The organism is Ruegeria alba (assembly GCF_022321465.1).
In the GTDB taxonomy this organism is placed as follows: domain Bacteria; phylum Pseudomonadota; class Alphaproteobacteria; order Rhodobacterales; family Rhodobacteraceae; genus Ruegeria_B; species Ruegeria_B alba.
This window is the reverse complement of the sequence record NZ_JAKOEM010000001.1, coordinates 539,865-563,410: the sequence shown is the minus strand read 5'-3', so window position 1 is coordinate 563,410 and position 23,546 is coordinate 539,865. Positions and strand designations below refer to the sequence as shown.

Annotated in this window: 22 protein-coding genes and 1 tRNA gene; 10 read left to right on the top strand and 13 right to left on the bottom strand. The window is 60.4% G+C overall.

Annotated elements, in window-relative coordinates; translation table 11 throughout:
- Positions 1–9: 9 nt before the first annotated feature.
- Positions 10–1,644, top strand: coding sequence for a citramalate synthase (gene cimA, locus MB818_RS02720; protein WP_238903833.1), 1,635 nt, complete (start codon positions 10–12; stop codon positions 1,642–1,644).
- On the top strand, positions 1,641–2,423 hold the full coding sequence (locus MB818_RS02715) for a squalene/phytoene synthase family protein (RefSeq protein ID WP_238903831.1): 783 nt from the start codon (positions 1,641–1,643) through the stop codon (positions 2,421–2,423). Before cimA ends, MB818_RS02715 begins: the two co-directional genes overlap by 4 nt.
- A 128-nt stretch (positions 2,424–2,551) precedes the next feature.
- On the opposite strand, the gene MB818_RS02710 is transcribed toward MB818_RS02715, so the two are convergent.
- On the bottom strand, positions 2,552–3,769 hold the full coding sequence (locus tag MB818_RS02710) for an MFS transporter (protein WP_234136794.1): 1,218 nt from the start codon (positions 3,767–3,769) through the stop codon (positions 2,552–2,554).
- A 104-nt stretch (positions 3,770–3,873) separates the two neighbouring features.
- Here MB818_RS02710 and MB818_RS02705 point away from each other — a divergent pair, with 104 nt between their 5' ends.
- Both MB818_RS02705 and MB818_RS02700 read left to right on the top strand, forming a co-directional pair.
- The gene (locus MB818_RS02705; RefSeq protein ID WP_234145147.1) at positions 3,874–4,506 is read left to right on the top strand and encodes a DNA-3-methyladenine glycosylase family protein; all 633 of its coding nucleotides are present in this window, start codon (positions 3,874–3,876) and stop codon (positions 4,504–4,506) included.
- On the top strand, positions 4,503–5,168 hold the full coding sequence (locus MB818_RS02700; RefSeq protein ID WP_238903829.1) for an alpha/beta hydrolase: 666 nt from the start codon (positions 4,503–4,505) through the stop codon (positions 5,166–5,168). The genes MB818_RS02705 and MB818_RS02700 overlap by 4 nt, the downstream gene beginning before the upstream one ends.
- 19 nt (positions 5,169–5,187) lie before the next feature.
- Here MB818_RS02700 and MB818_RS02695 read toward each other — a convergent pair whose 3' ends face one another.
- Positions 5,188–5,784: a pseudouridine synthase gene (locus MB818_RS02695; protein WP_234215650.1), complete on the bottom strand. Its 597-nt coding sequence runs from the start codon at positions 5,782–5,784 to the stop codon at positions 5,188–5,190.
- 215 nt (positions 5,785–5,999) lie between these two features.
- On the opposite strand from MB818_RS02695, the gene MB818_RS02690 reads away from it, so the two are divergent.
- On the top strand, positions 6,000–6,584 hold the full coding sequence (locus MB818_RS02690; protein ID WP_011047847.1) for an HNH endonuclease: 585 nt from the start codon (positions 6,000–6,002) through the stop codon (positions 6,582–6,584).
- Between the two features lie 14 nt (positions 6,585–6,598).
- On the opposite strand, the gene MB818_RS02685 is transcribed toward MB818_RS02690, so the two are convergent.
- The 4 genes from MB818_RS02685 to rocF form a co-directional block, all read right to left on the bottom strand.
- Positions 6,599–6,934 (bottom strand): zinc ribbon domain-containing protein YjdM, encoded by a 336-nt coding sequence (locus tag MB818_RS02685; RefSeq protein WP_234136790.1) that lies wholly within the window; start codon positions 6,932–6,934, stop codon positions 6,599–6,601.
- Between the two features lie 161 nt (positions 6,935–7,095).
- Positions 7,096–8,160, bottom strand: coding sequence for an ornithine cyclodeaminase (ocd, locus tag MB818_RS02680; RefSeq protein ID WP_234136789.1), 1,065 nt, complete (start codon positions 8,158–8,160; stop codon positions 7,096–7,098).
- The gene (gene ctlX, locus MB818_RS02675) at positions 8,157–9,086 is read right to left on the bottom strand and encodes a citrulline utilization hydrolase CtlX (RefSeq protein ID WP_238903827.1); all 930 of its coding nucleotides are present in this window, start codon (positions 9,084–9,086) and stop codon (positions 8,157–8,159) included. Before ctlX ends, ocd begins: the two co-directional genes overlap by 4 nt.
- Complete coding sequence (gene rocF, locus MB818_RS02670; protein ID WP_234136787.1) at positions 9,083–10,009, bottom strand: arginase; 927 nt, start codon at positions 10,007–10,009, stop codon at positions 9,083–9,085. The genes ctlX and rocF overlap by 4 nt, the downstream gene beginning before the upstream one ends.
- Positions 10,010–10,115: 106 nt before the next feature.
- On the opposite strand from rocF, the gene MB818_RS02665 reads away from it, so the two are divergent.
- Positions 10,116–10,541: an Lrp/AsnC family transcriptional regulator gene (locus MB818_RS02665; protein WP_234136786.1), complete on the top strand. Its 426-nt coding sequence runs from the start codon at positions 10,116–10,118 to the stop codon at positions 10,539–10,541.
- Positions 10,542–10,642: 101 nt separating this feature from the next.
- Here the strand turns inward: MB818_RS02665 and MB818_RS02660 are convergent, their stop codons facing one another.
- Positions 10,643–11,104, bottom strand: a complete 462-nt coding sequence (locus tag MB818_RS02660; RefSeq protein WP_234175688.1) for a disulfide bond formation protein B — start codon at positions 11,102–11,104, stop codon at positions 10,643–10,645.
- Positions 11,104–11,682 (bottom strand): YqaA family protein, encoded by a 579-nt coding sequence (locus tag MB818_RS02655; RefSeq protein WP_234145154.1) that lies wholly within the window; start codon positions 11,680–11,682, stop codon positions 11,104–11,106. The genes MB818_RS02660 and MB818_RS02655 overlap by 1 nt, the downstream gene beginning before the upstream one ends.
- A gap of 134 nt (positions 11,683–11,816) precedes the next feature.
- On the opposite strand from MB818_RS02655, the gene MB818_RS02650 reads away from it, so the two are divergent.
- Positions 11,817–11,902, top strand: a tRNA-Leu gene (locus MB818_RS02650).
- 495 nt (positions 11,903–12,397) lie between these two features.
- Here MB818_RS02650 and MB818_RS02645 read toward each other — a convergent pair.
- From MB818_RS02645 to MB818_RS02625, 5 genes are read right to left on the bottom strand one after another with little or no spacing between them, the layout of a single operon-like run.
- Complete coding sequence (locus tag MB818_RS02645; RefSeq protein ID WP_238903825.1) at positions 12,398–12,751, bottom strand: hypothetical protein; 354 nt, start codon at positions 12,749–12,751, stop codon at positions 12,398–12,400.
- A gap of 24 nt (positions 12,752–12,775) precedes the next feature.
- On the bottom strand, positions 12,776–15,631 hold the full coding sequence (locus MB818_RS02640; protein ID WP_238903823.1) for a type I restriction endonuclease subunit R: 2,856 nt from the start codon (positions 15,629–15,631) through the stop codon (positions 12,776–12,778).
- Entirely contained in the window at positions 15,628–16,251 is a 624-nt protein-coding gene (locus tag MB818_RS02635) for an abortive infection family protein (protein ID WP_238903821.1), read from the bottom strand. Before MB818_RS02635 ends, MB818_RS02640 begins: the two co-directional genes overlap by 4 nt.
- A 12-nt stretch (positions 16,252–16,263) precedes the next feature.
- Complete coding sequence (locus MB818_RS02630; protein WP_238903819.1) at positions 16,264–17,460, bottom strand: restriction endonuclease subunit S; 1,197 nt, start codon at positions 17,458–17,460, stop codon at positions 16,264–16,266.
- A 9-nt stretch (positions 17,461–17,469) separates the two neighbouring features.
- The gene (locus MB818_RS02625) at positions 17,470–19,053 is read right to left on the bottom strand and encodes a type I restriction-modification system subunit M (protein ID WP_238903817.1); all 1,584 of its coding nucleotides are present in this window, start codon (positions 19,051–19,053) and stop codon (positions 17,470–17,472) included.
- A 213-nt stretch (positions 19,054–19,266) separates the two neighbouring features.
- Here MB818_RS02625 and MB818_RS02620 point away from each other — a divergent pair, with 213 nt between their 5' ends.
- From MB818_RS02620 to MB818_RS02610, 3 genes are all read left to right on the top strand, one after another.
- The gene (locus MB818_RS02620) at positions 19,267–20,430 is read left to right on the top strand and encodes a tyrosine-type recombinase/integrase (RefSeq protein WP_238903815.1); all 1,164 of its coding nucleotides are present in this window, start codon (positions 19,267–19,269) and stop codon (positions 20,428–20,430) included.
- A gap of 432 nt (positions 20,431–20,862) precedes the next feature.
- The gene (locus MB818_RS02615) at positions 20,863–21,117 is read left to right on the top strand and encodes a helix-turn-helix transcriptional regulator (protein ID WP_238903813.1); all 255 of its coding nucleotides are present in this window, start codon (positions 20,863–20,865) and stop codon (positions 21,115–21,117) included.
- On the top strand, positions 21,107–23,389 hold the full coding sequence (locus MB818_RS02610) for a virulence-associated E family protein (protein WP_238903810.1): 2,283 nt from the start codon (positions 21,107–21,109) through the stop codon (positions 23,387–23,389). Before MB818_RS02615 ends, MB818_RS02610 begins: the two co-directional genes overlap by 11 nt.
- The last annotated feature ends 157 nt before the right edge of the window (positions 23,390–23,546 follow it).

Genomic DNA, 23,546 nt, shown 5'->3' with positions numbered 1-23,546 from the left:
AGACACCGCATGACCCGCGACCGCCTCTACCTTTACGACACCACCCTGCGCGACGGGCAGCAGACCCAGGGCGTGCAATTCTCGACCCCGGAAAAGCTGCGCATCGCGGCTGCGCTCGACAGCCTCGGCATCGACTATATCGAGGGCGGCTGGCCCGGCGCCAACCCCACCGACAGCGCGTTTTTCGAGGCCGCGCCAGCGACCCGCGCCAAGCTTACTGCCTTTGGCATGACCAAACGGTCGGGCCGCTCGGCCGAGAACGACGATGTGCTGGCCGCCGTGATGAATGCGGGCACGGGCACCGTCTGTCTGGTCGGCAAGGCGCATGACTACCACGTGACCCATGCGCTTGGGATCGAGCTGGCCGAGAATACCGAGAACATCCGCGCCTCGATGGCCCATATCGTGGCGCAGGGGCGCGAGGCGCTGTTCGATGCCGAGCATTTCTTTGACGGCTATCGCGACAATCCCGCCTATGCGCTGGAGGTCTGCCGGGCCGCGCTGGAGGCAGGCGCGCGCTGGATCGTGCTGTGCGACACCAATGGCGGCGCCATGCCCGCCGATGTGGCCCGCGTGGTGGGCGAGGTGATCGCCGCCGGTATCCCCGGCGACCGTCTGGGCATCCATTGCCACAACGACACCGATCAGGCGGTGGCCTGTTCTCTGGCCGCCGTAATGGCGGGCGCGCGCCAGATCCAGGGCACGCTGAACGGGCTGGGCGAGCGCTGTGGCAATGCCAACCTGACCTCGCTGATCCCGACGCTGTTGTTGAAGGAACCCTATGCCAGCCGGTTCGAAACCGGTGTCGACGCGGGGGCGCTGGCCGACCTGACCCGGATCAGCCGCATGCTGGACGATATCCTGAACCGGGTGCCGGTGAAACAGGCGCCCTATGTCGGCTCGTCCGCCTTTGCCCACAAGGCCGGGCTGCATGCCAGCGCCATCCTCAAGGACCCTTCGACCTATGAACATATCGACCCCGCGCTGGTCGGCAACGAGCGCATCATCCCGATGTCGAACCAGGCGGGCCAGTCGAACCTGCGCAAGCGGCTGACAGATGCGGGGCTGAGCGTGCCGCCGGGCGATCCGGCACTGGGGCATATCCTGGAGCGGATCAAGGCGCGCGAGGACGAGGGCTATTCCTATGACACCGCACAGGCCAGTTTCGAGCTGCTGGCGCGGCGCGAGCTGGGCCAGATGCCCGCGTTCTTCGAGGTCAAGCGCTACAAGGTCACGGTCGAGCGGCGCAAGAACAAGTATGACCGCATGGTCAGCCTGTCCGAGGCGGTCGTGGTGGTCAAGGTGGATGGCGAAAAGCTGCTTTCGGTCAGCGAGTCGCTGGACGAGACCGGCAGCGACCGCGGCCCGGTCAACGCGCTCTACAAGGCGCTGGCCAAGGATCTGGGGCGCTATTCGGCGATCCTCAGCGACATGCGGCTGGTGGATTTCAAGGTGCGCATCACCCAGGGCGGTACCGAAGCGGTGACCCGCGTCATCATCGACAGCGAGGATGGCAAGGGGCGGCGCTGGTCCACCGTGGGCGTCAGCGCCAACATAGTTGACGCCTCGTTCGAGGCGCTTCTGGACGCGATCAACTGGAAACTGCTGCGCGATTGCGCGGGGCAAGGGGTGGCGGCGGAGTGAGCGACGTCTTCGACGCCGATCTGACCGCCTGCGCCGATCTGGTGCAGCGCGCCGACCCGGACCGTTTCGCGGCGGCGATGGCGGCGCCGGTGGCGGCGCGGCGGGTGCTGTTTCCGCTCTATGCGCTGGCGGTCGAGGTGGCGCGCGCGCCCTGGGCCTCGGCCGAGCCGATGATTGCCGAGATGCGGCTGCAATGGTGGCGTGACGCGTTGGAAGAGCTTGCCCTGGGCAAGCCGCCACGCCGGCATCCGGTGGTGACGCCGCTGGCGGGTATTCTCAGCCCGCAGATGGCGGCGCGGCTCGATGGATTCGTGGCGGTGCGGCGTTGGGACATCTATCGGGATCCGTTCGAGGATGACGCCGACCTGACCCGCTATCTCGAAGAGAGCAGCGCCAGCCTGCTTTGCGCCGCGGCGACCGCGCTGGGGCAGGCCGATGAGGGCGTCTTGCGCGAATACGGCTATGCGACGGGATTGGCCAATTGGTTCCGCGCCATCCCGGAACTGGAGGCGCGTGGGCGCATCCCGTTGCTCGACGGTACCCCCGCAGGTATCCGGCAACTGGCCGAGGAGGGGCTTGACCGGCTGTCTCGGGCGCGCGCGAAACGCGCCATGATCTCACCTGCTGCGCGGCCCGCGCTGCTGGCGGGTTGGCAAAGCGGTGCGCTGTTACGTCAGGCACACAAGGAACCCGCACGCGTGGCGGCGGGCCAGCTTGGCCTCAGCCCCTTTGCGCGCAACCTGCGACTTGGCCTCCAGGTCTCCACAGGCCGCTGGTGACGGTTTTGCGAGGCTCCGCCTCGCGCTCCGGAGTATTTGCAGCGGAATGAAGAAGTGCTGTCGCTCTTTCCTCTTGCTGCAAATATCCCGGGGGAGTCGCCGCCAGGCGACGGGGGCAGCGCCCCCGCTCAGGCCTCCTTGGGGCGCAGCATCAGCCAGATCAGCGCGCCGCCCGCCAGGGTCAGGAAGGGCACCATCGCCAGGTTGACAGCGGTCCAGCCCTCGACCGGCGAACCGCCCGAGCAGTTCATCAACCCGCCCGAGGCCAGCGAGGCCATGGTGACACCGCCAAAGACCAGGAGGTCGTTCAACCCTTGCATCCGGCCGCGCTCATGCGGCTCATGGGCGCCTGCCAGCATGGTGGTGGCGCCGATGAAGCCGAAGTTCCAGCCCAGACCCAAGAGGATCAGCGCGATGAAGAAGTTGTTGAGATCCACGCCTTGCAGAGCCACCACGCCGGCTGCGGCCAGCACGACCAGACCGGCGGCCACGACCTTCTCCACCCCGAACCGGGCGATCAGGTGGCCGGTAAAGAAGCTGGGTACATACATGGCCAGCACATGGCTGGTCACCACATCCGCCGCGTCACCCTGATCATATCCACAGCCCACCACCGCCAGCGGGGTCGAGGTCATCACCAGGTTCATTAGCGCATAGGAGACCATGGCGCAGATCACCGCTACCGCGATGCGTGGGGTCTTGAGAAGTTCCATCCGGCTGCGTCCGCGCGGGCTGTCGGCGGCGGGCGGGGTCGGGCGCGGGATGTCGAGGAAAAAGAACAGGAGCGCACCCAGCAAGTTGACCCCAATCACCGCGTAATAGGTGCCCAGAAACGGGATGACATAGGCGTCCGAGGTGGCCTTCACCAGTTGCGGCCCGATGATCGCGGCGGCCAGACCGCCGGCCATGACATAAGAGATCGCCTTGGGACGGAACGCGTCCGAGGCGGTATCGGCGGCGGCAAACCGATAGAAGCCATGGGCGCTCATATAGACGCCGGTCAGCAGGCTGCCCGCCAGAAAGACAGGGAAAGACGAGAGGTAAAGCCCATAGGCCCCGACAGCCCCGCCCAGCGCGCCTGCCAGTGCCCCGAGCAGGAACCCGGCGCGGCGTCCCCATTTCTGCATGATGGCCGAAATCGGTGTCGCTGACAGCATCGACCCCAGCACGATGAGCGAGATCGGCAGCGTCGCAAGGCAGACATTGCTGGCCAGCGACTGGCCGGCCAACCCGCCAATGGTAAAGATCATCGGCATCTGCGCGCCCAGAATGGCCTGGGCGGCGACGAGAACGGCGACGTTGCGCTTGGCGCGGCTGTCGTTGGTGTGGCTATCGGCGAGCGTCATGGACGCATGCGTATCGGCGAATGCATGTGGCGGCAAGCCGGTTGAAACCAATTGTGAACAGATTAACCTTTGCGCGATCTGGAATCGCATCGCTGGGGGATGAAATGACTGTTGGGCGCATCATCGAAACCCCCGATTGTGTGGCCGAAGGGGCGGCCTGGCTGGCCGAGAGCTGTCCGCGGATGGCCCATGCGATGACGCTGACCGGGCCTTTGCCCCTGCGCCGGCGGCCGGATGGCTTTGCCGAACTGCTCAGCGCCATTGTCAGCCAGCAGGTCAGCGTTGCCTCGGCCAATGCGATCTGGGGGCGGATGCGGGCGGCGGGGCTGACCGGCCCGCGCAAGATCCTCTGGGCCAGCGACGACGACCTGCGCGCCGTGGGGCTGAGCCGGCAGAAGATCCGCTATGCCCGCGAGCTTGCCAGGGCGCGCATTGATTTCAAAGGCTTGCGCACTGCTCCTGATGCGGATGTGGTTGCCGAGCTGACCCGGGTGCCCGGCATCGGGGTCTGGACGGCCGAGATCTACGCGATGTTCAGCCTGGGCCGCGCTGATGTGTTCGCGCCCGGCGATCTGGCCCTGCAAGAGGCCGCGCGCGCCCTCTATGATCTGCCCGAGCGCCCCAGTGAACGCGCCCTGCGACAGATGGCGCTGGCCTGGTCGCCCTGGCGCTCGGTTGCGGCGCGCGTGCTCTGGGCCTATTACCGGGTGGCAAAGGACAGGGAAGGGATCAGATGACACGTGTTCTGAGGGCCGAGCGCAAGGCGCCGGTATCGGGCGACACCCGCTCGGCGGTGGTATTCGTGCATGGCTATGGCGCCAACGGCGCGGACCTCTTGGGGCTGGCCGATGTTCTGGGCGAACATCTGCCGGACACGCTTTTTGTGGCGCCCGACGCGCCCGAGACGATCCCGGGCATGCCCTTCGGGTTCCAGTGGTTCCCGATCCCCTGGCTCGACGGGTCCTCGGAAGAGGAGGCGCGGCGCGGGATGGAGGCGGCAATGACCGATTTCAACGCCTTCCTCGACGCGCTGATGGTGGACGAGGATCTGCTGCCCGAACAGGTGGTGCTGTTCGGTTTCAGCCAGGGCACGATGATGAGCCTGCATGTCGCGCCAAGGCGCGAGGATCCGGTGGCGGGTGTCGTCGCCTTTTCGGGGCGCCTGCTGGAGCCGGACCTGCTGGCCGACGAGGTGGTCAGCCGGATGCCGGTGCTGCTGGTGCATGGCGATGCCGATGACGTGGTGCCGCCGCAATCGCTGCCGCAGGCGGCAGAGGCCTTGCAGGGCGCCGGTTTCAAAGAGGTCTATGCCCATGTGATGAAGGGCACCGGCCACGGCATCGCACCCGACGGGCTGAGCGTGGCGCTGGCCTTCATGCGCGACAAGCTGAGCCTGTGAGGCGTGCTGCGCCGCGCAATCAGCGGCGCGGGCGCCCTTTTGGAGGGGCGGATCGGGCGGCGGGCATCGGCAGGCTTTGCCATTCGCCCGGCGCCAGCCCGTCCAGCGTCCACTCACCGATCCGCGCCCGGATCAGGCGCAGGGTCGGGTGGCCGACCGCGGCGGTCATCCGGCGCACCTGCCGGTTGCGGCCTTCGCGAATGGTCAGCTCGATCCAGCTGTCCGGCACCGATTTGCGCTCTCTTATCGGGGGATTGCGCGGCCAGAGGCCGGGCGGTTCGGCCATGGTGCGGGCGCGGGCAGGGCGGGTCAGCCCGTCCTTCAGCGCGACTCCCTCGGCCAGCGCCCTGAGCGCGGCCGCATCCGGTATACCCTCGACCTGCACCCAATAGGTCTTGGCCAGCTTGTGTTTCGGGTCGGCGATACGCGCCTGCAACCGGCCATCGTCGGTCAGCAGCATCAGCCCCTCGCTGTCGCGATCCAGCCGTCCGGCGGGGTAAACGCCCGGCAGGTCGATATGGTCGGACAGGGTCGCGCGCGGGCTGTCGGCGCTGCCGCGATCGGTGAATTGCGACAGCACGTCATAAGGTTTGTTGAAGCGGATGAACCAGGCCATGGGCGTTGCCAATAGCGCGCGCCGCGCGTTGCGGCAAGCCTGTGGATAACCGTCACGACCCTGTTACTTGCACAAGCTAGTGCAGTGCCGACATGTAGTGGAAAATCAAGGCTTGCCAGCGACTGGACACGATATATAGTTGGTTCGAAGCCGGGGCGGGTGCTCCCCGCTCTGGACAGGTCTCACGGCAATCCGGGGCGAGGAGAGAATCCGGTATGGATGGCGATTTCAGGACTGATTTTGTGCGCGAACCGGGTGCGTTGAAACATCACCCGGCGCTGGTGCTCAATGCCGATTACCGCCCGCTCTCCTATTATCCGCTGTCGCTCTGGCCCTGGCAGGAGGCGATCAAGGCGGCCTGGCTGGACCGGGTCGATATCATCGCCGAATATGACGAGGTGGTGCGCAGCCCCAGCGTGGTGCTCCGAATACCCTCGGTTGTGGTGCTGAAAGACTATGTGAAACCTCAGAAGCGCGTGGCCTTCACGCGCTTCAATTTGTTTCTGAGAGACGAATTCCGCTGCCAGTATTGTGGTGGCAAGGGGGATCTGACCTTTGACCATGTGGTGCCGCGCGCCGCCGGGGGCGTGACCAGCTGGGAAAACGTGGTCGCCGCCTGCGCGCCCTGCAACCTGCGCAAGGGGTCGAAATCGCTGCGCCAGGCCAACATGTCGCTGCGCCGCCCGCCGCGTCGCCCGCAGGCCGAGGAATTGCAGAATGTGGGCCGCAAGTTCCCGCCCAACCACCTGCACGAAAGCTGGATGGATTTCCTCTATTGGGATGCCGAGCTGGACGCCTGACCGCTGCCTGAGGTTCAGTCGGAGGCTTTCTTCACGAATTGCGATTTCAACCCCATCGGGCCGATGCCGGGGATCTTGCAGTCGATATCGTGATCGCCCCCCACCAGGCGGATATTGCGTACCTTGGTGCCCACCTTGACCACGGCCGAGGATCCCTTGACCTTGAGATCCTTGATCACGGTCACCGTATCGCCATCGGCCAGCAGATTGCCGACACTGTCGCGGATGCCCGGCTCGGCTTTTTCTGTCGCCTGCCATTCATGGCCGCATTCGGGGCAGTTCAGCAGCGCATCCACCTGATAGGTGAAGGTAGAGGCGCAATCGGGGCAGGGGGGCAGGGTATCGCTCATGCTCCCGCCATACTGATCCGCTCGCCCGCTGGCAAGGCAGCTGTTCGCGCGTGCCGCGCGATGCCTCCGGCGGGGATATTTGCAGCAAGAGGAAAGACAGGGGTCCACTCCTTCATTTCGCTGCAAATACTCCGGAGCGCGAGGCAGCGCCTCGCATGCCTTTACCCCGCCGCAGGCGCCGCCCGCTGCAGCATGCCGAACAGGTCGCGCGGGTCGTCGGGGTCGGCCAGCAGGTCGAGCGCGTGATAGAGGCCGGTCTCCTGCAACCGGTCGCGCACATAACGCAGGGCCGAGAAATCCTCGATGGCGAAGCCCACGCTGTCAAACAGGGTGATCTGGCGGTCCGAGGTGCGGCCGGGCACCTTGCCGGTGATCACCTGCCACATCTCGATCACCGGATGGTCGGGGGCCAGTTGCTGGATCTCGCCCTCGATCCGGGTCTGCGGCGGGTATTCGACGAAGATGTCCGAGCGGTGCAGGATCGCCTCGGCCAGTTCGGTCTTGCCCGGGCAGTCGCCGCCGATGGCGTTGATATGCACGCCCGAACCCACCATGTTGTCGGTCAGGATGGTGGCATATTGCTTGTCGGCGGTGCAGGTCGTCAGGATCTGCGCGCCTTCGATCGCCTCTTCGGGGCTGGTGCAACTCACCACCTCGATCCCCTGACCAGACAGGTTACGGGCGGCCTTGGCGGTGGCGGCCGGGTCGGTGTCATATAGACGTACGGATTTCAGGCCGCAGATCGCCTTCATCGCCAGGGTCTGGAACTCAGACTGGGCGCCATTGCCGATCATCGCCATCGTATGCGCGCCCTTGGGGGCAAGGTACCTGGCCACCAGGGCGGAGGTTGCGGCGGTGCGCAGCGCTGTCAGCAGGGTCATCTCGCTCAGCAGCACCGGATAACCCGTTTCGACCGAGGCCAGCAGGCCAAAGGCGGTGACGGTCTGCAACCCTTCCCTGGTGTTCTTGGGGTGGCCGTTCACGTATTTGAAGCCGTAAAGCTCGCCATCCGAGGTCGGCATCAACTCGATCACGCCGACCGGCGAGTGACTGGCCACGCGCGGGGTCTTGTCAAAGCTTTCCCAGCGGCGGAAATCGGCCTCGATATATTCGGCGATGCCGCGCATCATCTCTTCGGCACCGATATGGTGCACCAGCTGCATCATGTGATCGACCGAGACGAAGGGCACCAGCGCCTTGTCCGAGGGGATGGTGGTGGCGGTCATGCGGCGGTCCTTTCCGGGCGGCGTGTCAGGTGGATGCCGGCGATCATGCAGCGGACGGATCCGCCGGCGGTTTCGATGGTGGGGATCGCGAGCGGCAGCAGTTGTGCCGAGCGTTCGATGACGGCGATCTGATCGGGGGTCAGCGCCCTGTGGGCGCGGGCCGACAGGGCCAGCAGGCGGCGGTGACCGGTCAGTTCGATGGCGTTTCCGGCAAACTCGCCGATCTGCTCCGGCGTCAGGTCGATGACGGTGCGCCCGTTTTCGGCCAGACGTTCGGCGACGGTACGGCGCCGTTCGGGGTCCGGGATCATCGACAGGCAGATCAGCGCATAGTCGGTGCCGATCCCCATCAGCACGTTTGTGTGATAAACCGGGCAACCCTGTGCATCGGCCGCGTCGAAACAGATGGGTTCATAGTTGAAATGGGCGCAGAAGCGTTCCAGCAGCACCGGGTCGGCCCGGTGCGAGCGGGCGACATAGGCGATGCGGCCGATATGGTCGAGCACCATGGCGCCGGTGCCTTCGAGCGCCAGGCCGTCCTGTTCCAGCCCGCTGTAGTCGATCACGTCCGAGACGCGATATTCGCGTTTCAACAGCTCGATCACGTCCGGGCGGCGTTCGCGGCGGCGGTTCTCTGTATACATCGGATAAAGCGCCACATGGCCGCCGGTATGGGTGGAAAACCAGTTGTTGGGAAAGACGCTGTCGGGCGTGTCCTGAGTGCCCGCGTCATCGAACACATGCACCCGGACGCCCGCCGCGCGCAGGGTGGCGACGGCGGCGTCAAACTCGGCCAGGGCGCGCGGCGCGGTGTCACCCGTGGCGCTGTCGGTCTGGAACGCGTTGTCGGCGCGGGTTTCCGGGTTCGAGCGGAACGCATGCGGGCGGATCATCACAACCGCCATAGGGGCCTGGATCGTGGTCATGAAAAGCTCCGCGTCGGGCGGTCGAAGACGCGGCGGCCCAGCGCCGAGGCAGCCAGATCGACCATCAACTGGGCGGTGCGGCCACGTTCGTCGAGGAAAGGGTTGAGCTCGACCAGATCGAGCGAGGTCATCAGACCGCTGTCGCAGATCATCTCCATCACCAGATGACCCTCGCGGATGGTGGCGCCGCCGGGCACGGTGGTGCCGACGGCGGGTGCGATCGACGGGTCGAGAAAGTCGACATCAAGCGAGACATGCAGCATGCCGTTCTCCTTGGCCACGGTATCCAGAAAGGCCTGCAGGGGGCGGGCGATTCCGGTCTCGTCGATCTGGCGCATGTCGTGAAAGCGGATCTTGGTCTGTTGCAGCGCCTCGCGCTCGGCGCGGTCGACCGAGCGCAGGCCGAGGATGCAGATGTTGCGTTGCTTCACCGGGTTGGTGATCACCGGGAAACCGGCAAAGCCACCGCGCCCGGTCACATAGCCCAGGGGCGTGCCGTGCAGGTTGCCCGAGGCGGAGGTTTCCGGTGTATGATAGTCGCTGTGGGCATCGAGCCAGAGCACGAATTGCGGGCGCCCGACGCGGGCGGCGTGGTTGGTCACGCCCGCCACGCTGCCGAGCGCCAGCGCGTGATCGCCGCCCAGAAAGATCGGCAGCCCGCGCGGCATCGCCTGTTCGGCGGCGCGGATCAGGCGGTTGGTCCAGCCGATGGTACGGTTGGGTTGATGCAGATGGGTGTCGTTCGGCTCGGGCGCGTGTTCGGCGGGCGAGAGATTGCCCAGGTCCTCGACGATATGGCCGAGATCGGAGAGCGCCTCGGCCAGGCCGGCAGTACGATAGGAATCGGGGCCCATCAGGCAGCCGGTGCGGCGCTTGCCGCTGTCGACCGGGGCGCCGATCAAAATGCAGCGTTTGGCAGTCATAGGGTGCAGTCTCTTTGCGTTTTTGTCAGATTCTGATCGAAACGTGTTGAATTCCAGTGGTGATTTTGCTCAGTAGGAAGGGGGATTGTGCAAATCGGAAATCATCATGGACAAAACGGACGAGCGCCTGATTGCCGCACTCAGACATGACGCGCGGGCGTCGCTGTCGGATCTGGCGCTGCAACTGAACCTGTCGCGCACCACCGTGCGGGCGCGAATCGAGCGGTTGATGCAGCGTGGCGATATCCTGGGTTTCACGGTCACGTTGAAAGAGGACGTGTTGAACGATCCGGTGCGCGGGCTGATGATGATCGAGATCGAGGGGCGCGGTGCCGCCCGTATCACGCGGCAGTTGCAGGGGCTGAAACAGGTGCGGGCGATCCACTCGACCAACGGCCGCTGGGACCTGATCGTTGAACTGGGGACCGAGACGCTGGAAGATCTCGATCACGCATTAGCGCGGATCCGCCTGTTCGAAGGCGTGCAGGCCAGCGAAACCAGCCTGCTGTTGTCGACCAAGAAAGCCACCTGAAGGGGGAGGGGGCGCTGCCCCCGTCGCCCCGGGGGCGACTCCCCCGGAGTATTTTCAGCGAAATGAAGGGGCTGGGCGGGTGCGTCGCCGCGAGAGCGCGGTCAGGCCCGCCGGGTCGCGGCCAGCAGCCAGACCAGCGCCAGTCCGAGCGAGACCAGCCCGTTCCAGCCCGCCATCGAGATGCCGAACAGATCCCACGGGATCTCGTCGCAGCGCACCAGCGGCGCCTCCATGATTTGCGCCATCAGCTGTTCGGCGCTAAGACCGCCGATCGGGCCGGAGGTGCAGGTTGTGGGACCCTCCCACCAGCCCTGTTCGACACCCGCGTGATAAAGGCCGATGCCAGCTGTGGTCAGGGCCGCCAAGGCGCCGGCCCAAGGCAGAATGCGCCAGCCGGTTGCCAGCGTCACCGCCCCGATGAGCACTGCCGCCCCATGCGGATAGCGTTGCCAGATGCACAGTTTGCAAGGCGCCATGCCGCCCAGATATTGAAATCCCCAGGCCGCCAGCAGCAGCGCCGCCGAGCCGCCCGCGGCCAGGAGAACCAAGCGGTTACGTGTCATCACAGATACCTCACCAGAAAGAAGCCGCCGATAAGCAGCGCCATGAAGACGGTCATCACCAGCCCGAGACGCTTTTCGATGAAATCGCGCACCGGGGCCCCGAATTTCCAGAGCAACGCGGCCACCAGGAAGAAGCGCAGCGCCCGCGCCAGGATCGAGGTGGCGATGAAGGTGCCCAGCGGCATGCCCGTCCAGCCCGACATGATGGTGATGACCTTGTAGGGGAAGGGGGTCACACCCGCCGTCAGCACCGCCCAGAAGCCGAAATCGTTGAAGCGGGTGTTGAAGGCCTCCATCGCCTCAGCCTTGCCCATCGCCTCGAGGATCGGCGCACCGATACTGTCATAGAAGAAAGCGCCGATGGCATAGCCCAGCAGACCACCCAGCACAGAGGCCACCAGTGCCACCAGCGCGATCAGCCAGGCCCGCGAGGGGCGGGCGAGAATCATCGGGATCATCAGAAGGTCGGGCGGGATCGGAAAGACCGAGCTTTCCAGAAACGCGACCAGCGCCAGCGCCCAGAGTGCGTGACGGTGATCGGCAAGCGCCATGGTCCGGTGATAGAGCGATGTCAGCATGCCGCCCGTGCCTGCCCTGTGATTGAGGTTGCAGGTTGCAAACCATGCGGCGCGGTTGGGGTCAACCGTCTTGCCGATCTCGTTTTTGCCTCTGGACCTTCGCCGCGGCTGCGGCTAATCCATGTCCCCAGGTGGCCCAAGTGGCGGAATGGTAGACGCAGGGGATTCAAAATCCCCCGCCTTTACGGGCGTGAGAGTTCGAGTCTCTCCTTGGGCACCAAACAATCTTGCAGGGCAGGTGCAATTGGATCGGGCTGAACGGGATGGATCCTGAGGGCGGTTTCCGTTTGGGGATCCTGCGCGTGAACCCGGCGAAAGAAATGCGGTCATAGCCGACCGGGAAACAGGCTCACCAAGCGTCGGAGTATTCTGAAGGAATGGAAGCCCGAGAGAAGACTGGTGCCGCTGAAGGGACTCGAACCCCCGACCCCATCATTACGAATTGTTTGGCGGTTCCGGTGGACCGTGTTGCACGAGGCTGCACCACGTATTTTAGAACTGTACAACACATTGGTACGAAACACAATTTTCCAGTCTTGGTCTTGCACCGCGTTGCACCCGACCGTCACCGGTTGTACCCCGCTCCCCTACTAATCCCCTACTGATTTCGGTTTGCCCTACTAATCCGCCAAATGCCTGTGTCGGGGCTCCACCCATTGGGTCTCTGGACCAAAGCGGATTCACAAGAACGGCTAGCGTCTATGAATCAACTATCTCAGCCTTCGGCTCTCTGGATTGTCACCACGTGCAGAAACCGGCGGCTGGGATGGTCGATTGCCCGTTCTTCCTTAGCTAGCACAGTCCAAGTCAGCGTATCGGGGTAAGCTTCTAAAGTCTTCATGTTCTGCGTTTCTGGGTCAAGTTCGCCTCTCTGCACAACAATGCGCACACTCATACCGGGTTCAAATGTGTCATAGGCGTTTTGGTGGACATGTGCTTCCGCCAGATCTGTCATGATATTCTCTTCCCAGACCGAGAGAACTTGCACGCCATCGCTCGCCGCAGCGTGCCATTGCGAGCGGTTGATGCTTGGCACGCCTTGACGCGAAAATGCTTCCTTGCGGTTCATGCCGCGCTCCCTTTGTTCATTCCTCTAATCAACCCCATCTACAAAGGTCTCAACGAAGGCTTTGATCTTCTCGATGACGCGTTCCGCAACAGTACGGCGTTCGCGCAGGGAAGGGCGTTTCTCCATGATTCCGATAACATCGTCGCGCATTGGGGTCTTCTCGGTGAAGAGGTAGGTTCCAATAACCTTCTCAAGGCCCTCTTGCTTCAGGCCTTCGTCTTCGCTCAGGTTCGCGATAGCTTCCTGCTTCCTCGCTTGCCAGTAGCTATCAAATTCCTCACCAACATCTGCGCTTGCCGGTAGGTCAGGGAAGTGCTGCGAGATGAAGCGTTCGATGAGCTCTTTCTTGCTGCGGAGCTGAGCCTCGGTGTCGAGCACATCCATGATGCTCTTGCGAGCCTTGGCCTGCTCTTCGGGCTTCTTGTTCTGCATATCGCGAAGCAGATTGATGATGTAGCTCACGTTGATTTTGTCGCGACTGATGAGCTCGACCTCGAAGTCCAGGTCATCCAGGATTGAAACCTTCTCTTTTTCTTTTTCACTGCGAACCTTGTCGTAGAGGTCAAGGTACTTGCTGCGGAAGTCTGCGAAGGTCTGTTCATCCAGGGGCAGGGTAGAGAAGTCGAATTGCGTGAAGCAATCCAGCACGTTCTTCACTCGGATCAACTCACGGAAGGCTTGCACGAAGGCAGCCTCATCCTCTTCGGTGAGGAGCTCGTCCACACTCTCAACGGTCGGCGTGATGGCAAAGAGCTTCGCGGTTGCTTCCTCGAACTTCTTTACATAGTCCTCGTAGGGAGCGAGGATGATTTCCTCCTGCGCGTTCTTGTTCGCGAAGAGCTCGATAGCCTTGTCGGTAGCGGGCTTGAGGTTGCGGAAGGCCACCACGTTCCCTTGGGATTTCTTCGCGCCCATTGTCCGGTTGGTGCGGGAATAGGCCTGCAAGAGCCCGTGGTACTTGAGGTTCTTATCGACGTAGATTGTGTTGAGCGGCTTGCTGTCAAAGCCGGTGAGGAACATGTTCACAACGAGCAAGATATCGACCTGCCGCGCTTTAACGCGCTTTCCGACATCCTTGTAGTAGTTGTAAAAAAGCTTGCTGTCCTTGGTCGAATAGTTGGTCCCGTACATCGCATTGTAGTCGGCAATGTACTCATCCAGCTTCTCCCGGCTGTGCTTGTTCACCGGGCGGCTTTCGTCCGGCAGGTCATCGGCATCACCAAGGCCATCGGCGTCGGCATCTTCCTCGTTCGCTTGGTAGGAGAAGATGGTCGCAATCTTGAGGTTGTGCTCTCCAGCATCCTTCTTCGCTTTGAAGAGCTCGTAGTAGGCGATCAGGCTCTTCACGTTGGAGACGCACATGATGGCCGTGAACTCGCGACTATGCGTCTTCCGGTCGTGGTTCGCGACGATGTAGTCCACGATCTTCTCGAGACGGGCAGGGGCCTCCATGACCTCGGCCGTGTCGATGGCTTCGACCTCGATGTCTTCCACCTGGTCCTTGCGTTTCACGGTTCGAATGTACTCGACCGAGAACTTCAGGACATTCTCATCTCGGATGGCATCGGTGATGACATAGCGATGCAACTGCTTTCCGAAGAGGTCCTTCGTCGTCCTTTTGCCCTTCACAACCCGCCCATCGGGCATCGTGTATGTATGGGTTCCGGCGTTTTTTTTGAAGATCGGCGTTCCGGTGAAACCGAACATCTGCACGTTATCGAAGTAGTCTGTGATCCGCTTGTGGGTCTCTCCGAACTGGCTGCGGTGGCATTCATCGAAGATGAAGACCATGCGCTTGTCCTTGAGCCTTTCCATCACCTTCAGGTGCCGCTCTTTGCTGATAGCCGTATTGAGCTTCTGAAGCGTGGTCACGATGAGCGGGGTATCATCCGCGAACTGGTCCACCAGCTTCTTGGTGTTGTTGGTCGCGTCAACGCTTCCTTCCTGGAAGCTGTTGAACTCTTTGATGGTCTGGAAATCGAGGTCTTTGCGGTCCACGACAAAGACCACTTTATGCACCTTCGAGCTCTGCGTGAGTATCTGAGCGGCCTTGAAGGATGTCAGGGTCTTCCCGGAGCCGGTCGTGTGCCAGATGTAGCCGTTCTTCTGCGTGTTAGCGACACGCTCGACAATCGCTTCAACGGCATAGAACTGGTAGGGACGAAGCGCCATGAGCAGCTGGTCACTCTCATGCAGCACGATGTACTTCGTGATCATCTTGGAGAGCTGGCACTTCTCCAGGAAGGCCTCAGCAAACTCGCTGAGCTGCGAGATTTTCTTGTTCTCTTCGTCGGCCCAGAAAAAGGTCTGCTTGAAGTCGCGCCGGTTTACCGGATTGTTTGCGTAGTACTTGGTGTTCACCCCGTTACTGATGACGAAGAGCTGAATGTAGCCAAAGAGCCCATAGCCTGCTGAAAAGCTGTGTCGGTGGTAGCGGTTGGTTTGGTTGAAGGCCTCTTTCATCTCAAGGCCTCGGCGCTTGAGCTCGATCTGCACGAGGGGCAGGCCGTTCACAAGCAAGGTCACGTCATAGCGGTTCGTGTACTTGCCCGTCATGGTGACCTGATGCGTCACCTGGTACTGGTTCTTGCACCACTGAATCTGGTTGATGAGCTCGATATAGCCGGTCGTTCCATCGTCGCGGGTGTAGTCCACCTTGTCGCGCAGAATCTTGGCCTTCTCGAAGATGTTCCCGCGAGCGAGCTTATTGAGAACTTGCCGGAACTCGAGGTCAGAGAGGAGCAGCTTGTTGTGCTTCTCCAGCTGACGCTTGAGGTTGACCAAGAGGTCATCCTCATCGGCAATCGTCACCTTATCCCAGCCTAGGTTTTCAAGCTGCGCGATAAGGGCGTTCTCTAGCTGTTGCTCTGTCTGTGTCATTCTTCTTCGGGGTTAAATTCTAAAAGGAAATCGCCAAGCTCGATCTCATAGGTTTCAAATTCTTGGTCGAATAGGGCTCGGCTGTACCGGGTTTTCCCAGGAAGCGGATTCTGCTCGTCAAGGAAGTCGTTGAACTCCGGGTGGTCCTCATATTCGGTGACCTTGTCTGCGAGACGGTCCAAGCGGCGCAGCATGTAGGTGCAGATGTTATCCGTGATCCCGACAATCAGGTCGGCAAATTCCGCATCGTTCACCTGCTCCTTGAGCGATGCGCGACCATGCCCGATGTCGCAGTGCTCATTGCGGACCTCACCGATGTAGTGAACAAACCCCGACATGCGGCGGCACGCTTCGGCATCGGAGAAGCCACGGCCTTTTTGAAGCTCGAGGAGCGCCCGTTTCACGAGCGCCTGAAACTTCTCATCTTTGTGGCTATCCAGCGGCTCCTGGTTGAGCAGGTGGAGCGAGAGCTTGGAGATGCCCTCAATGAGAGCCTTGCAGGTCTCAATCGAGATATCTGGCTTCTCGTCAATATAGCCTTCCACCAGGTCCAGGTGGCTGTGGTAGTATTCTAGCCGGTGGCGCTTGATCCGTTGGATTTCGTGTTTGAGTTTTTCCATAGGGCAGGGCGCCTAGACAAACATCTGTTGAAGCAGGCCTTGCTTAAAGCTGCGGGCGTGCGTCAACTCTTGGCTGATGAGGTCGATCTTGCGGTCGAGGGCAGAGAGGAAGTCTGCGATTTTGCGCTGCTCGTCGGGGTGGGGGAGAGCAACGGGTAGCTTTTCCAAGTCTCTCTTTTGGATGTTTGGTAGGCCTGACCCAACGCGCAAGGCCATGATGCCCGACTGGGCATTTTTCAGGAACTGAAGTAAATATCCAGCATGCGAGACGCTATCCTTCAATGGTAGCGCGTAGCAGTGACCACCAAGCCAAAAATCATGCGGTTGCCAATCAACATATCCACAAGAGTTACCTCCTTCACTGACGGTTATCACACTGCCCTTTGTGTTGAACGTGTCTGTGTATCCAGAAGCTGAAATTCCGCCGTTGATAACCGGATACTCCGCACCCTCAATCATATCGTCTCGATTAAGCTGATGCCCCTTCTTGATAGAAACGATCCCTCCCAACCGCTTCTCCTCCCAGTCCGGGAAGTCGTTGCCGATGTCGTCCTTGAAGCGGATTTTTTGGGAAAAGAGCTGCTGCATGCAGCCCTTTTTATAGTCTTCCACTAGGGCCTTCTTGCGTTCCAGCTGCGCAATCTTTGCGTCCATTGCGCCCGCGAAGCCCGCGATCTTCCTTTGCTCATTGAGGGTGGGGGCAATAGTGATCGGAACTGCCGACAACGATTCCTGCCCGACATTGTAGCGCGTACTACCACCGCTTCGGGCAGTCATGTCTTTGCGTACCCGTGCCGTTTTCAGGAGATTATGAAAATACTCCGGTTCGATTTCAGTAATTGGGCGGCCCCGGATAACAAAGCCTCCAAAAGTAGCGGTACGTTCTTGATCGAGGTAGACGTTGCTCTGGCCTACCTCCTCTCGGGTTTCGGAGCTTCGTTGAAATAGGATATCGCCGTAGCGCACTTCGTTCTTTTCGAACTCCTTATCTGAAATCTCAACGCTACCGATGATGGTGTCATACGTGATTGGCGTGTCCGAAATGATGTCGAGAACGTTGATGAATTTTCGGCCTTTTCCATAGGCTGATTTGTCGGCGTTTACGCCATTTTTGAAGGTGAAGAATTCACCCAAATTTTTCTCTTCCCAAGCTGTGTCGAACCCTGGAAACCTGAGCTTTGGCTCGTTCTGGTGATCGGTCTGTGTCATGTTGCAGGCTTAGGAATTAAACGGAGAAACGATGCCAAGTTCTTCACAGAATTTGGCGATGGAGGCGTCGGTCTGTGCCATATCAGATTCGAGCCCTTGCAGCGCTGTTGTCACCGCAGCTAGGTCCACCGGTTCTTCTTCATCGAAGGTATCTACATAGCGGGGGATGTTGAGGTTATAGTCGTTCTCCGCCACCTCGGAGAGAGGTGCAACATAGGCGTATCTTTCAACCGTTTCTCGAGCCTCATAGGTTTGAACAATTTTTTCGACGTGCTCGTCGGTAAGGTAGTTTTGGTTTCCTTTTTTCTCGTAGTGAGCGCTCGCGTCGATAAATAGGATGTCTTCATCATGCACACGGCACTTTTTGAGAACTAGGATGCAAGCAGGGATGGATGTCCCGTAGAAAAGGTTCGGTGGAAGGCCGATAACCGCGTCCAGGTAGTTGAGGTCTTTGATGATGTACTCGCGGATGGTGCCTTCAGCTGCGCCGCGAAAAAGCACCCCGTGTGGTAGCACTACGGCTGCGGTTCCGTTGTCCGCAAGCTGGTAGATCATGTGCTGTACAAAAGCGTAGTCAGCTTTTGAGCTTGGCGCTAGGCGGCCATATTGGCTGTACCTGTCATCGGTCTCGTGGAGGGGATTGTCAGAGCTCTTCCATTTCGCTGAGAAGGGTGGGTTTGCCACTACCGCCTCGAAGCGCTCTTCCAGATGCTGCGGCTCTTCGAGCGTGTCCTCTTGCCGGATGTCGAAGCGCGAAAAATGCACATCATGAAGGATCATGTTCATTCGAGCTAGGTTGTAGGTCGTGCGATTGAGCTCTTGCCCCGCGAACTCGCCAACGTCTGCCTCTTTCGCGATGCGAAGAAGCAAAGAACCTGAACCACATGCCGGGTCATAGGCGTTTTTGATCTGGGTCTTCCCAAGGGTCACAATCTTCGCGAGGACGCGCGAAACCTGTTGCGGAGTATAGAACTCCCCGGCTTTCTTCCCGGCTCCGGATGCGAATTGCCCGATAAGGTATTCATAGGCATCGCCAAGAACGTCTGAATCCACTTGTCCAAGTTGGAAGTCGATGGCGTCCAGGTGTGCCAGTACCTTGGCGATAAGCTTGTTGCGGGCGTTCGGGGTGCGTCCCAGCTTCGTGCTTGCCAGGTCGATATCTTCGAAGAGCTTGTTGAAGTCGTCTTCGCTTTCGTTGCCCATCGTGCTTTGCTCGATGGCATTGAGGATGCTCTGAAGGTCTTCAAGGATGAAGTTTCCGACTTCTTCCTCGTCGTCCTCATCAACCTTGATGTTTCCCTTCTCCGTGATGGCGCTGAAGAGCTCTTCGGGTTTCAGGAAGTACCCGAGTTTCTCGAGCGACTCCTCCTTGATGGCCTCAAGGTCATCCTCGTCGGTCACATTGACGTAATCAGTGACTGACTCAGTCTCGAGGAGCTTGTTTGCAAAGAGGTGCTGCTTCTCTGAGAGGTATTTATAGAAGATGAAGCCAAGGATGTAGTCGCGGAACTCATCCGCATCCATCTTCCCGCGAAGCTCGTTCGCGATCTTCCAGAGCTGGCTTTCAAGGCGCTGTTTTTGGGCTTCGGTCATTCGTTGTACTTTTTTGCTCGATTTCTAACGCACACTTGATTTGCGACGAGAACGCAGTCAGTGCCTGTTCACAGTTTATAGCGTGTGCATGGTCCAGTGTCACACACTTGGATAGCGTCGCCTTTTCTTTCTTTGTGTCGCATAACATGATGAAAAGTCGAGCTTTTTCTCGGCATGTGCCTATAATGGAGCGTGGCCAAAAAGGAGGTCACGATGCCCAGTTTACGTCTTACCCGCCGCGCAATCGATGAAATCCCCTTCGCCCAGAAGGGGCAGGTTTTGTACCGCGACACTATTCTTCCCGGCTTTGGGCTTCGTGTTGGCGCGCAATCCAAGGTGTTTTTTGCCGAAGGACAGGTGAACCGCCGCACGCGGCGTGTCACGGTAGGCCGCGCCGATGTCTTTGCGCCCGAGGTTGCCCGCAAGAAGGCCCTGACAATCTTGGGCGACATGGCGGATGGACATGACCCCAACGCTGAGAAGCGCCAAGAAGCCGCCGAACATGTGACGCTGGAGCTGGCGCTAAAACGCTTCTTGGAGGTTCGCAGCCTGTCCGAGCATACTGTCAGCCACTACCAACGCACCGAGCGCCTGTACCTCAAGTCGTGGCGCAAGAAGCCGTTGAACGAGATCACCCGCCAGATGGTGCTGAATAAGCATCAGGGCATAGGCAAGAAGCATGGCGAGACCACGGCCAACAACGTGATGCGGCACTTTCGGTCGATCTACAATTTCGTTGCAGCAACCCAAGACGACTTCCCGCCGAACCCTGTGCAGATCCTGACGCAGGCGCGCGCATGGTATAAGGAACGGCGGCGTCAGACCGTAGTTACCGCCGTGGACTTGCCCGCATGGTGGCAGGCCGTCATGGCGGAGCCGGAATACTCGCGCGACTTCCTGCTGACCGCGCTGTTCACGGGAATGCGCCGGGGTGAATTGACCAAGCTTCGCTGGGAGAACGTGGACCTGAAAGGCAAGGTGCTGCACCTGCCGACCACGAAGAACGGCGACCCGCTGCACCTCCCGCTGTCGGAGTTTCTGGCCGACCTGCTGAGCGAGCGCCAGGCACGCAACAACGGTTCGCCGTGGGTGTTTCCGGGACCGGGCAAGAGCGGGCATCTGGTCGAGACCAAGAAGTTCCTGTTGCGCGTGTCGGCCGGGTCCGGGGTCAGCTTCACCCTGCACGATCTGCGGCGCACGTTCATCACCATCGCGGAAAGCCTCGACGTGCCCTACTACGCGCTTAAGCGACTGCTGAACCACCGCACAAATGGCGACGTGACCGGCGGTTACATTGTGGTAAATGCCGAACGCCTGCGTGAACCGGTGGAACTGGTTGCCAAGCGCATCCTGGAATTGAAAGAGCCGCGCTACTGACTCTGGGTGACCCCGCCCCATCGACGGCGACTGGACCGAAGGGCAGGTGGGGCGATCCGGCTTCGAAGGAATCCACGATCAGCTTTCGTAGCTCGAAGATTCGGCAATGGATTCAGAAGCATTTAACCCCTGATCACACACCTGTTCCCTCGCGCGCGCGAGCGCGAAACCGTAAATTGCTGGAGCGTTTTGCATCCGTGCAAATGTTCCTTGACCGGTGCGCGGCATGAGGTTTAAGGCGGTTGACAGGAAGATTACCCAAAAGCGGTGTGACAACCGTGGGGCGGTGCAAGTCCGTAATCGGCGGTTGGGGATTCACCATTTATTTGGCCCCCATGTGCGGGATGATCCCGCCCGAGGTCTAAGGCCCACTCTGGCAGACTTAGAAACCTCACACGTGAAATATCACGTGATGCCGAAGGTAATCTGACAATGACAAATGAAGTCACAACACACGCGCATCCCCCTCGCAGCGAAAAAGCAGATCTGAAAAAATCCCTACTCACCACAAAAGAAGTAGCCACCCTTACCGGGTTCAGCACGTCGTATTTCGAAAAGGGCCGAATAAACGGATATGGACCTGACTTCCTGCGCATTCGTGGGCGGATTCTGTACCGCCTTGAAGCCGTGGAAAAATGGCTTGCGGCACATGAGTGCCAACCGAAAGGGGGCGCAGATGGCCGGTAATCTCAAACCCAATCCGACTCGCGCAATTGAGTTTGTCCGCTGGCTGACTTCAGAGGCGCCTGTGCACCTTGAGTCTATGGCAAGCCAAGGCAAGGCGGCACCGAAGGTCAAGGTGTTTGGCATTTCGGGCAACGATCAGGCCGTCGCCTTCGTTGCGTCCGGCAACACGGGGGAGGTTCAGCGCAATATGTACTTCCTGCCGAATGCCGAGTTCCTGGATGGCGTGCGAAAAAAGGTCAACCTGAGAGCTGCGCGTTTCCTGCATGTCGACCTAGATTTTAAGGACTATCCCGGCGACGAGACTGATCAAGAAGCGTTCGTCATGAGTATTCTGATGGACGACGATACGCGTCCTAAGGGCATACCGCGCCCATCCGCGATCTGGAAAACGGGAGGCGGCTGTCAAGCAGTCTGGAAGCTAGACGAACCGCTGGAGGTCGAGAAAGCGGAAGAACTCAACAAGGCCCTACTGTTCGTGCTTCAGGGTGGGCCGGGAACCCATAACACCGACCGCCTGCTTCGCCTGCCTTGGACGATGAACTGGCTCAATGACAAGAAGCGCGCGGATGGTCGTGAACCTGCTCTGGCATGGCACTTCGAACCGATGGATCTTAAGAAGCCACCTCGCACCTACTCAGCGGGTGACTTCCGGGTGAAGCTGCCTAAGGAAGTTAAGCAGCCTACTGCGGTGCTCGCACCTGTGGTCGAGATCGAACCGCTTCCGCTCCCTGACCATCTATACGAAGTGCTGCCGCCGGAACCGGATTGGGCCGAGGCAATTATGACTGGGAACAATCCCCCCGGTAGGACCTACGCATCCCGGTCCGAACTGGTTTTTGCGGCTGTCATTTGGATGCTTGGCAAAGGGATGCAGCCGGGTCATGTCCTTGCGATCATCGTCTCGCCCGATGCAGGCATCAGCGCCCACGTGCTGGAACAGCCTAACCCTCTTGGTTATGCGCGTCGCCAAGTGGCGCGTGCGATGGCTGCGATTGAGGTACGTTCGGATGGCTGGCCGATCCGCGATGAAGATGATCGGCCCATTAGGAATCTTCCACAAAACATCCGGTACGCGCTGGCGGTGCTGGGCGTCGATGCCCAGCGCAATACTCTCACGGAAACGGACGAGTTTCGCGGCTACGGGCTTGATGGGCGTGACCTGAACGATATCGTGGAAATACTGTCCAGCTCGTTCCTGCGCGACTTGGATTTCATCGCGGCACCCGCGTACATCAAGCGTGAGTTGCTCTCTATTGCGCATGAGCAGAAGTACCACCCGGTCAAGGACTATCTTGGTGGTCTCGAGTGGGACGGCAAGCCTCGTATCAACAGTTGGCTGGCTGACTACTGCGGTGCCGAAAACAACGCGCTAAACGCTGAATTCGGTAGCAAGCTTCTGATTGCTGGTGTGCGTCGCATCAAACAACCGGGCGTCAAGTTCGACACGATGCTGGTACTCGAAGGCGCGCAGGGGGCAGGTAAATCCCAAATTGCACAGCGCCTTGCCATACGCGAAGAGTGGTACTGTGGCAGCCTCGATCTCAGGAGCGATGACAAGACCAAGGCCGAGATGATGACCCGCTCGTGGATTGTCGAGTGTCAAGAGTTGGACGGCATGAACAAGACGACGAGTCAGAGCCTGAAAAAGTTTCTGAGCACTGCCGTCGACATGTTCCGCCCGGCCTACGCTCGCAATACTACAGAGTTTCGTCGTCACTGCATCATCCTGGGCACGACCAACGAACTCGCCTACCTTCGCGACCTGACTGGCAATCGCCGAATTTGGCCTGTGGCAGTCGGCAAGATTGATCTCGTGAGCTTTGCGGCTGACGTTGATCAACTCTGGGCAGAGGCGGTCGTGCGGGAAGCCAAAGGCGAGTCGATTACCTTGTCGCAGCATCTTTGGGATGCAGCATCGAAGGTACAGGGGCGGCGTATGGTCGAGGACGCCTACGCGGACGTTCTTGAGGATGCCTTTGGCGAGGCTAAGGGGCGAGTGTCTATGGACAGCATCAAACTGCTTCTTGGCATCGACACAGCCCGGATGACGCCTATGGACGCCCGGCGGATCAAGGCGGTCATGGCGGGACTGGGGTGGGACTACGGCACCCACCGCCTCCATGATCTCGGCAAGCGCGAAAAGGCCCAGCGCAAAGGGTTCGCACGTGGCGACGCGAATGAGCGTAAGATCGAGTTCATCGCCCAGCGTATGGAAGGTGGTGTGGTCGTGATCGTGCCTCTCGACGTAAGATATGATGAGCCACCGTTTTGAGCCGCCCAGCGCAACCTGTAACGTAACATAAGGCCCAAACTGGCCTTCACTACCCGGCGGGGCGCTATGGTGCCCCGCCTTTTACTTTTCCAAACCCTTCTGAGCTAAGTTACGGTTACAAGTTACAAAAAGGATATTTGGCAGACAAATGAGCCTA

Coding starts and splice junctions, on each gene's coding strand:
- cimA (WP_238903833.1), top strand. CDS start 10: ATGACCCGCGACCGCCTCTACCTTTACGACACCACCCTGCGCGACGGG.
- MB818_RS02710 (WP_234136794.1), bottom strand. CDS start 3,769: ATGACGCTCGCCGATAGCCACACCAACGACAGCCGCGCCAAGCGCAAC.
- MB818_RS02705 (WP_234145147.1), top strand. CDS start 3,874: ATGACTGTTGGGCGCATCATCGAAACCCCCGATTGTGTGGCCGAAGGG.
- MB818_RS02700 (WP_238903829.1), top strand. CDS start 4,503: ATGACACGTGTTCTGAGGGCCGAGCGCAAGGCGCCGGTATCGGGCGAC.
- MB818_RS02695 (WP_234215650.1), bottom strand. CDS start 5,784: ATGGCCTGGTTCATCCGCTTCAACAAACCTTATGACGTGCTGTCGCAA.
- MB818_RS02690 (WP_011047847.1), top strand. CDS start 6,000: ATGGATGGCGATTTCAGGACTGATTTTGTGCGCGAACCGGGTGCGTTG.
- MB818_RS02685 (WP_234136790.1), bottom strand. CDS start 6,934: ATGAGCGATACCCTGCCCCCCTGCCCCGATTGCGCCTCTACCTTCACC.
- ocd (WP_234136789.1), bottom strand. CDS start 8,160: ATGACCGCCACCACCATCCCCTCGGACAAGGCGCTGGTGCCCTTCGTC.
- ctlX (WP_238903827.1), bottom strand. CDS start 9,086: ATGACCACGATCCAGGCCCCTATGGCGGTTGTGATGATCCGCCCGCAT.
- rocF (WP_234136787.1), bottom strand. CDS start 10,009: ATGACTGCCAAACGCTGCATTTTGATCGGCGCCCCGGTCGACAGCGGC.
- MB818_RS02665 (WP_234136786.1), top strand. CDS start 10,116: ATGGACAAAACGGACGAGCGCCTGATTGCCGCACTCAGACATGACGCG.
- MB818_RS02660 (WP_234175688.1), bottom strand. CDS start 11,104: ATGACACGTAACCGCTTGGTTCTCCTGGCCGCGGGCGGCTCGGCGGCG.
- MB818_RS02655 (WP_234145154.1), bottom strand. CDS start 11,682: ATGCTGACATCGCTCTATCACCGGACCATGGCGCTTGCCGATCACCGT.
- MB818_RS02645 (WP_238903825.1), bottom strand. CDS start 12,751: ATGAACCGCAAGGAAGCATTTTCGCGTCAAGGCGTGCCAAGCATCAAC.
- MB818_RS02640 (WP_238903823.1), bottom strand. CDS start 15,631: ATGACACAGACAGAGCAACAGCTAGAGAACGCCCTTATCGCGCAGCTT.
- MB818_RS02635 (WP_238903821.1), bottom strand. CDS start 16,251: ATGGAAAAACTCAAACACGAAATCCAACGGATCAAGCGCCACCGGCTA.
- MB818_RS02630 (WP_238903819.1), bottom strand. CDS start 17,460: ATGACACAGACCGATCACCAGAACGAGCCAAAGCTCAGGTTTCCAGGG.
- MB818_RS02625 (WP_238903817.1), bottom strand. CDS start 19,053: ATGACCGAAGCCCAAAAACAGCGCCTTGAAAGCCAGCTCTGGAAGATC.
- MB818_RS02620 (WP_238903815.1), top strand. CDS start 19,267: ATGCCCAGTTTACGTCTTACCCGCCGCGCAATCGATGAAATCCCCTTC.
- MB818_RS02615 (WP_238903813.1), top strand. CDS start 20,863: ATGACAAATGAAGTCACAACACACGCGCATCCCCCTCGCAGCGAAAAA.
- MB818_RS02610 (WP_238903810.1), top strand. CDS start 21,107: ATGGCCGGTAATCTCAAACCCAATCCGACTCGCGCAATTGAGTTTGTC.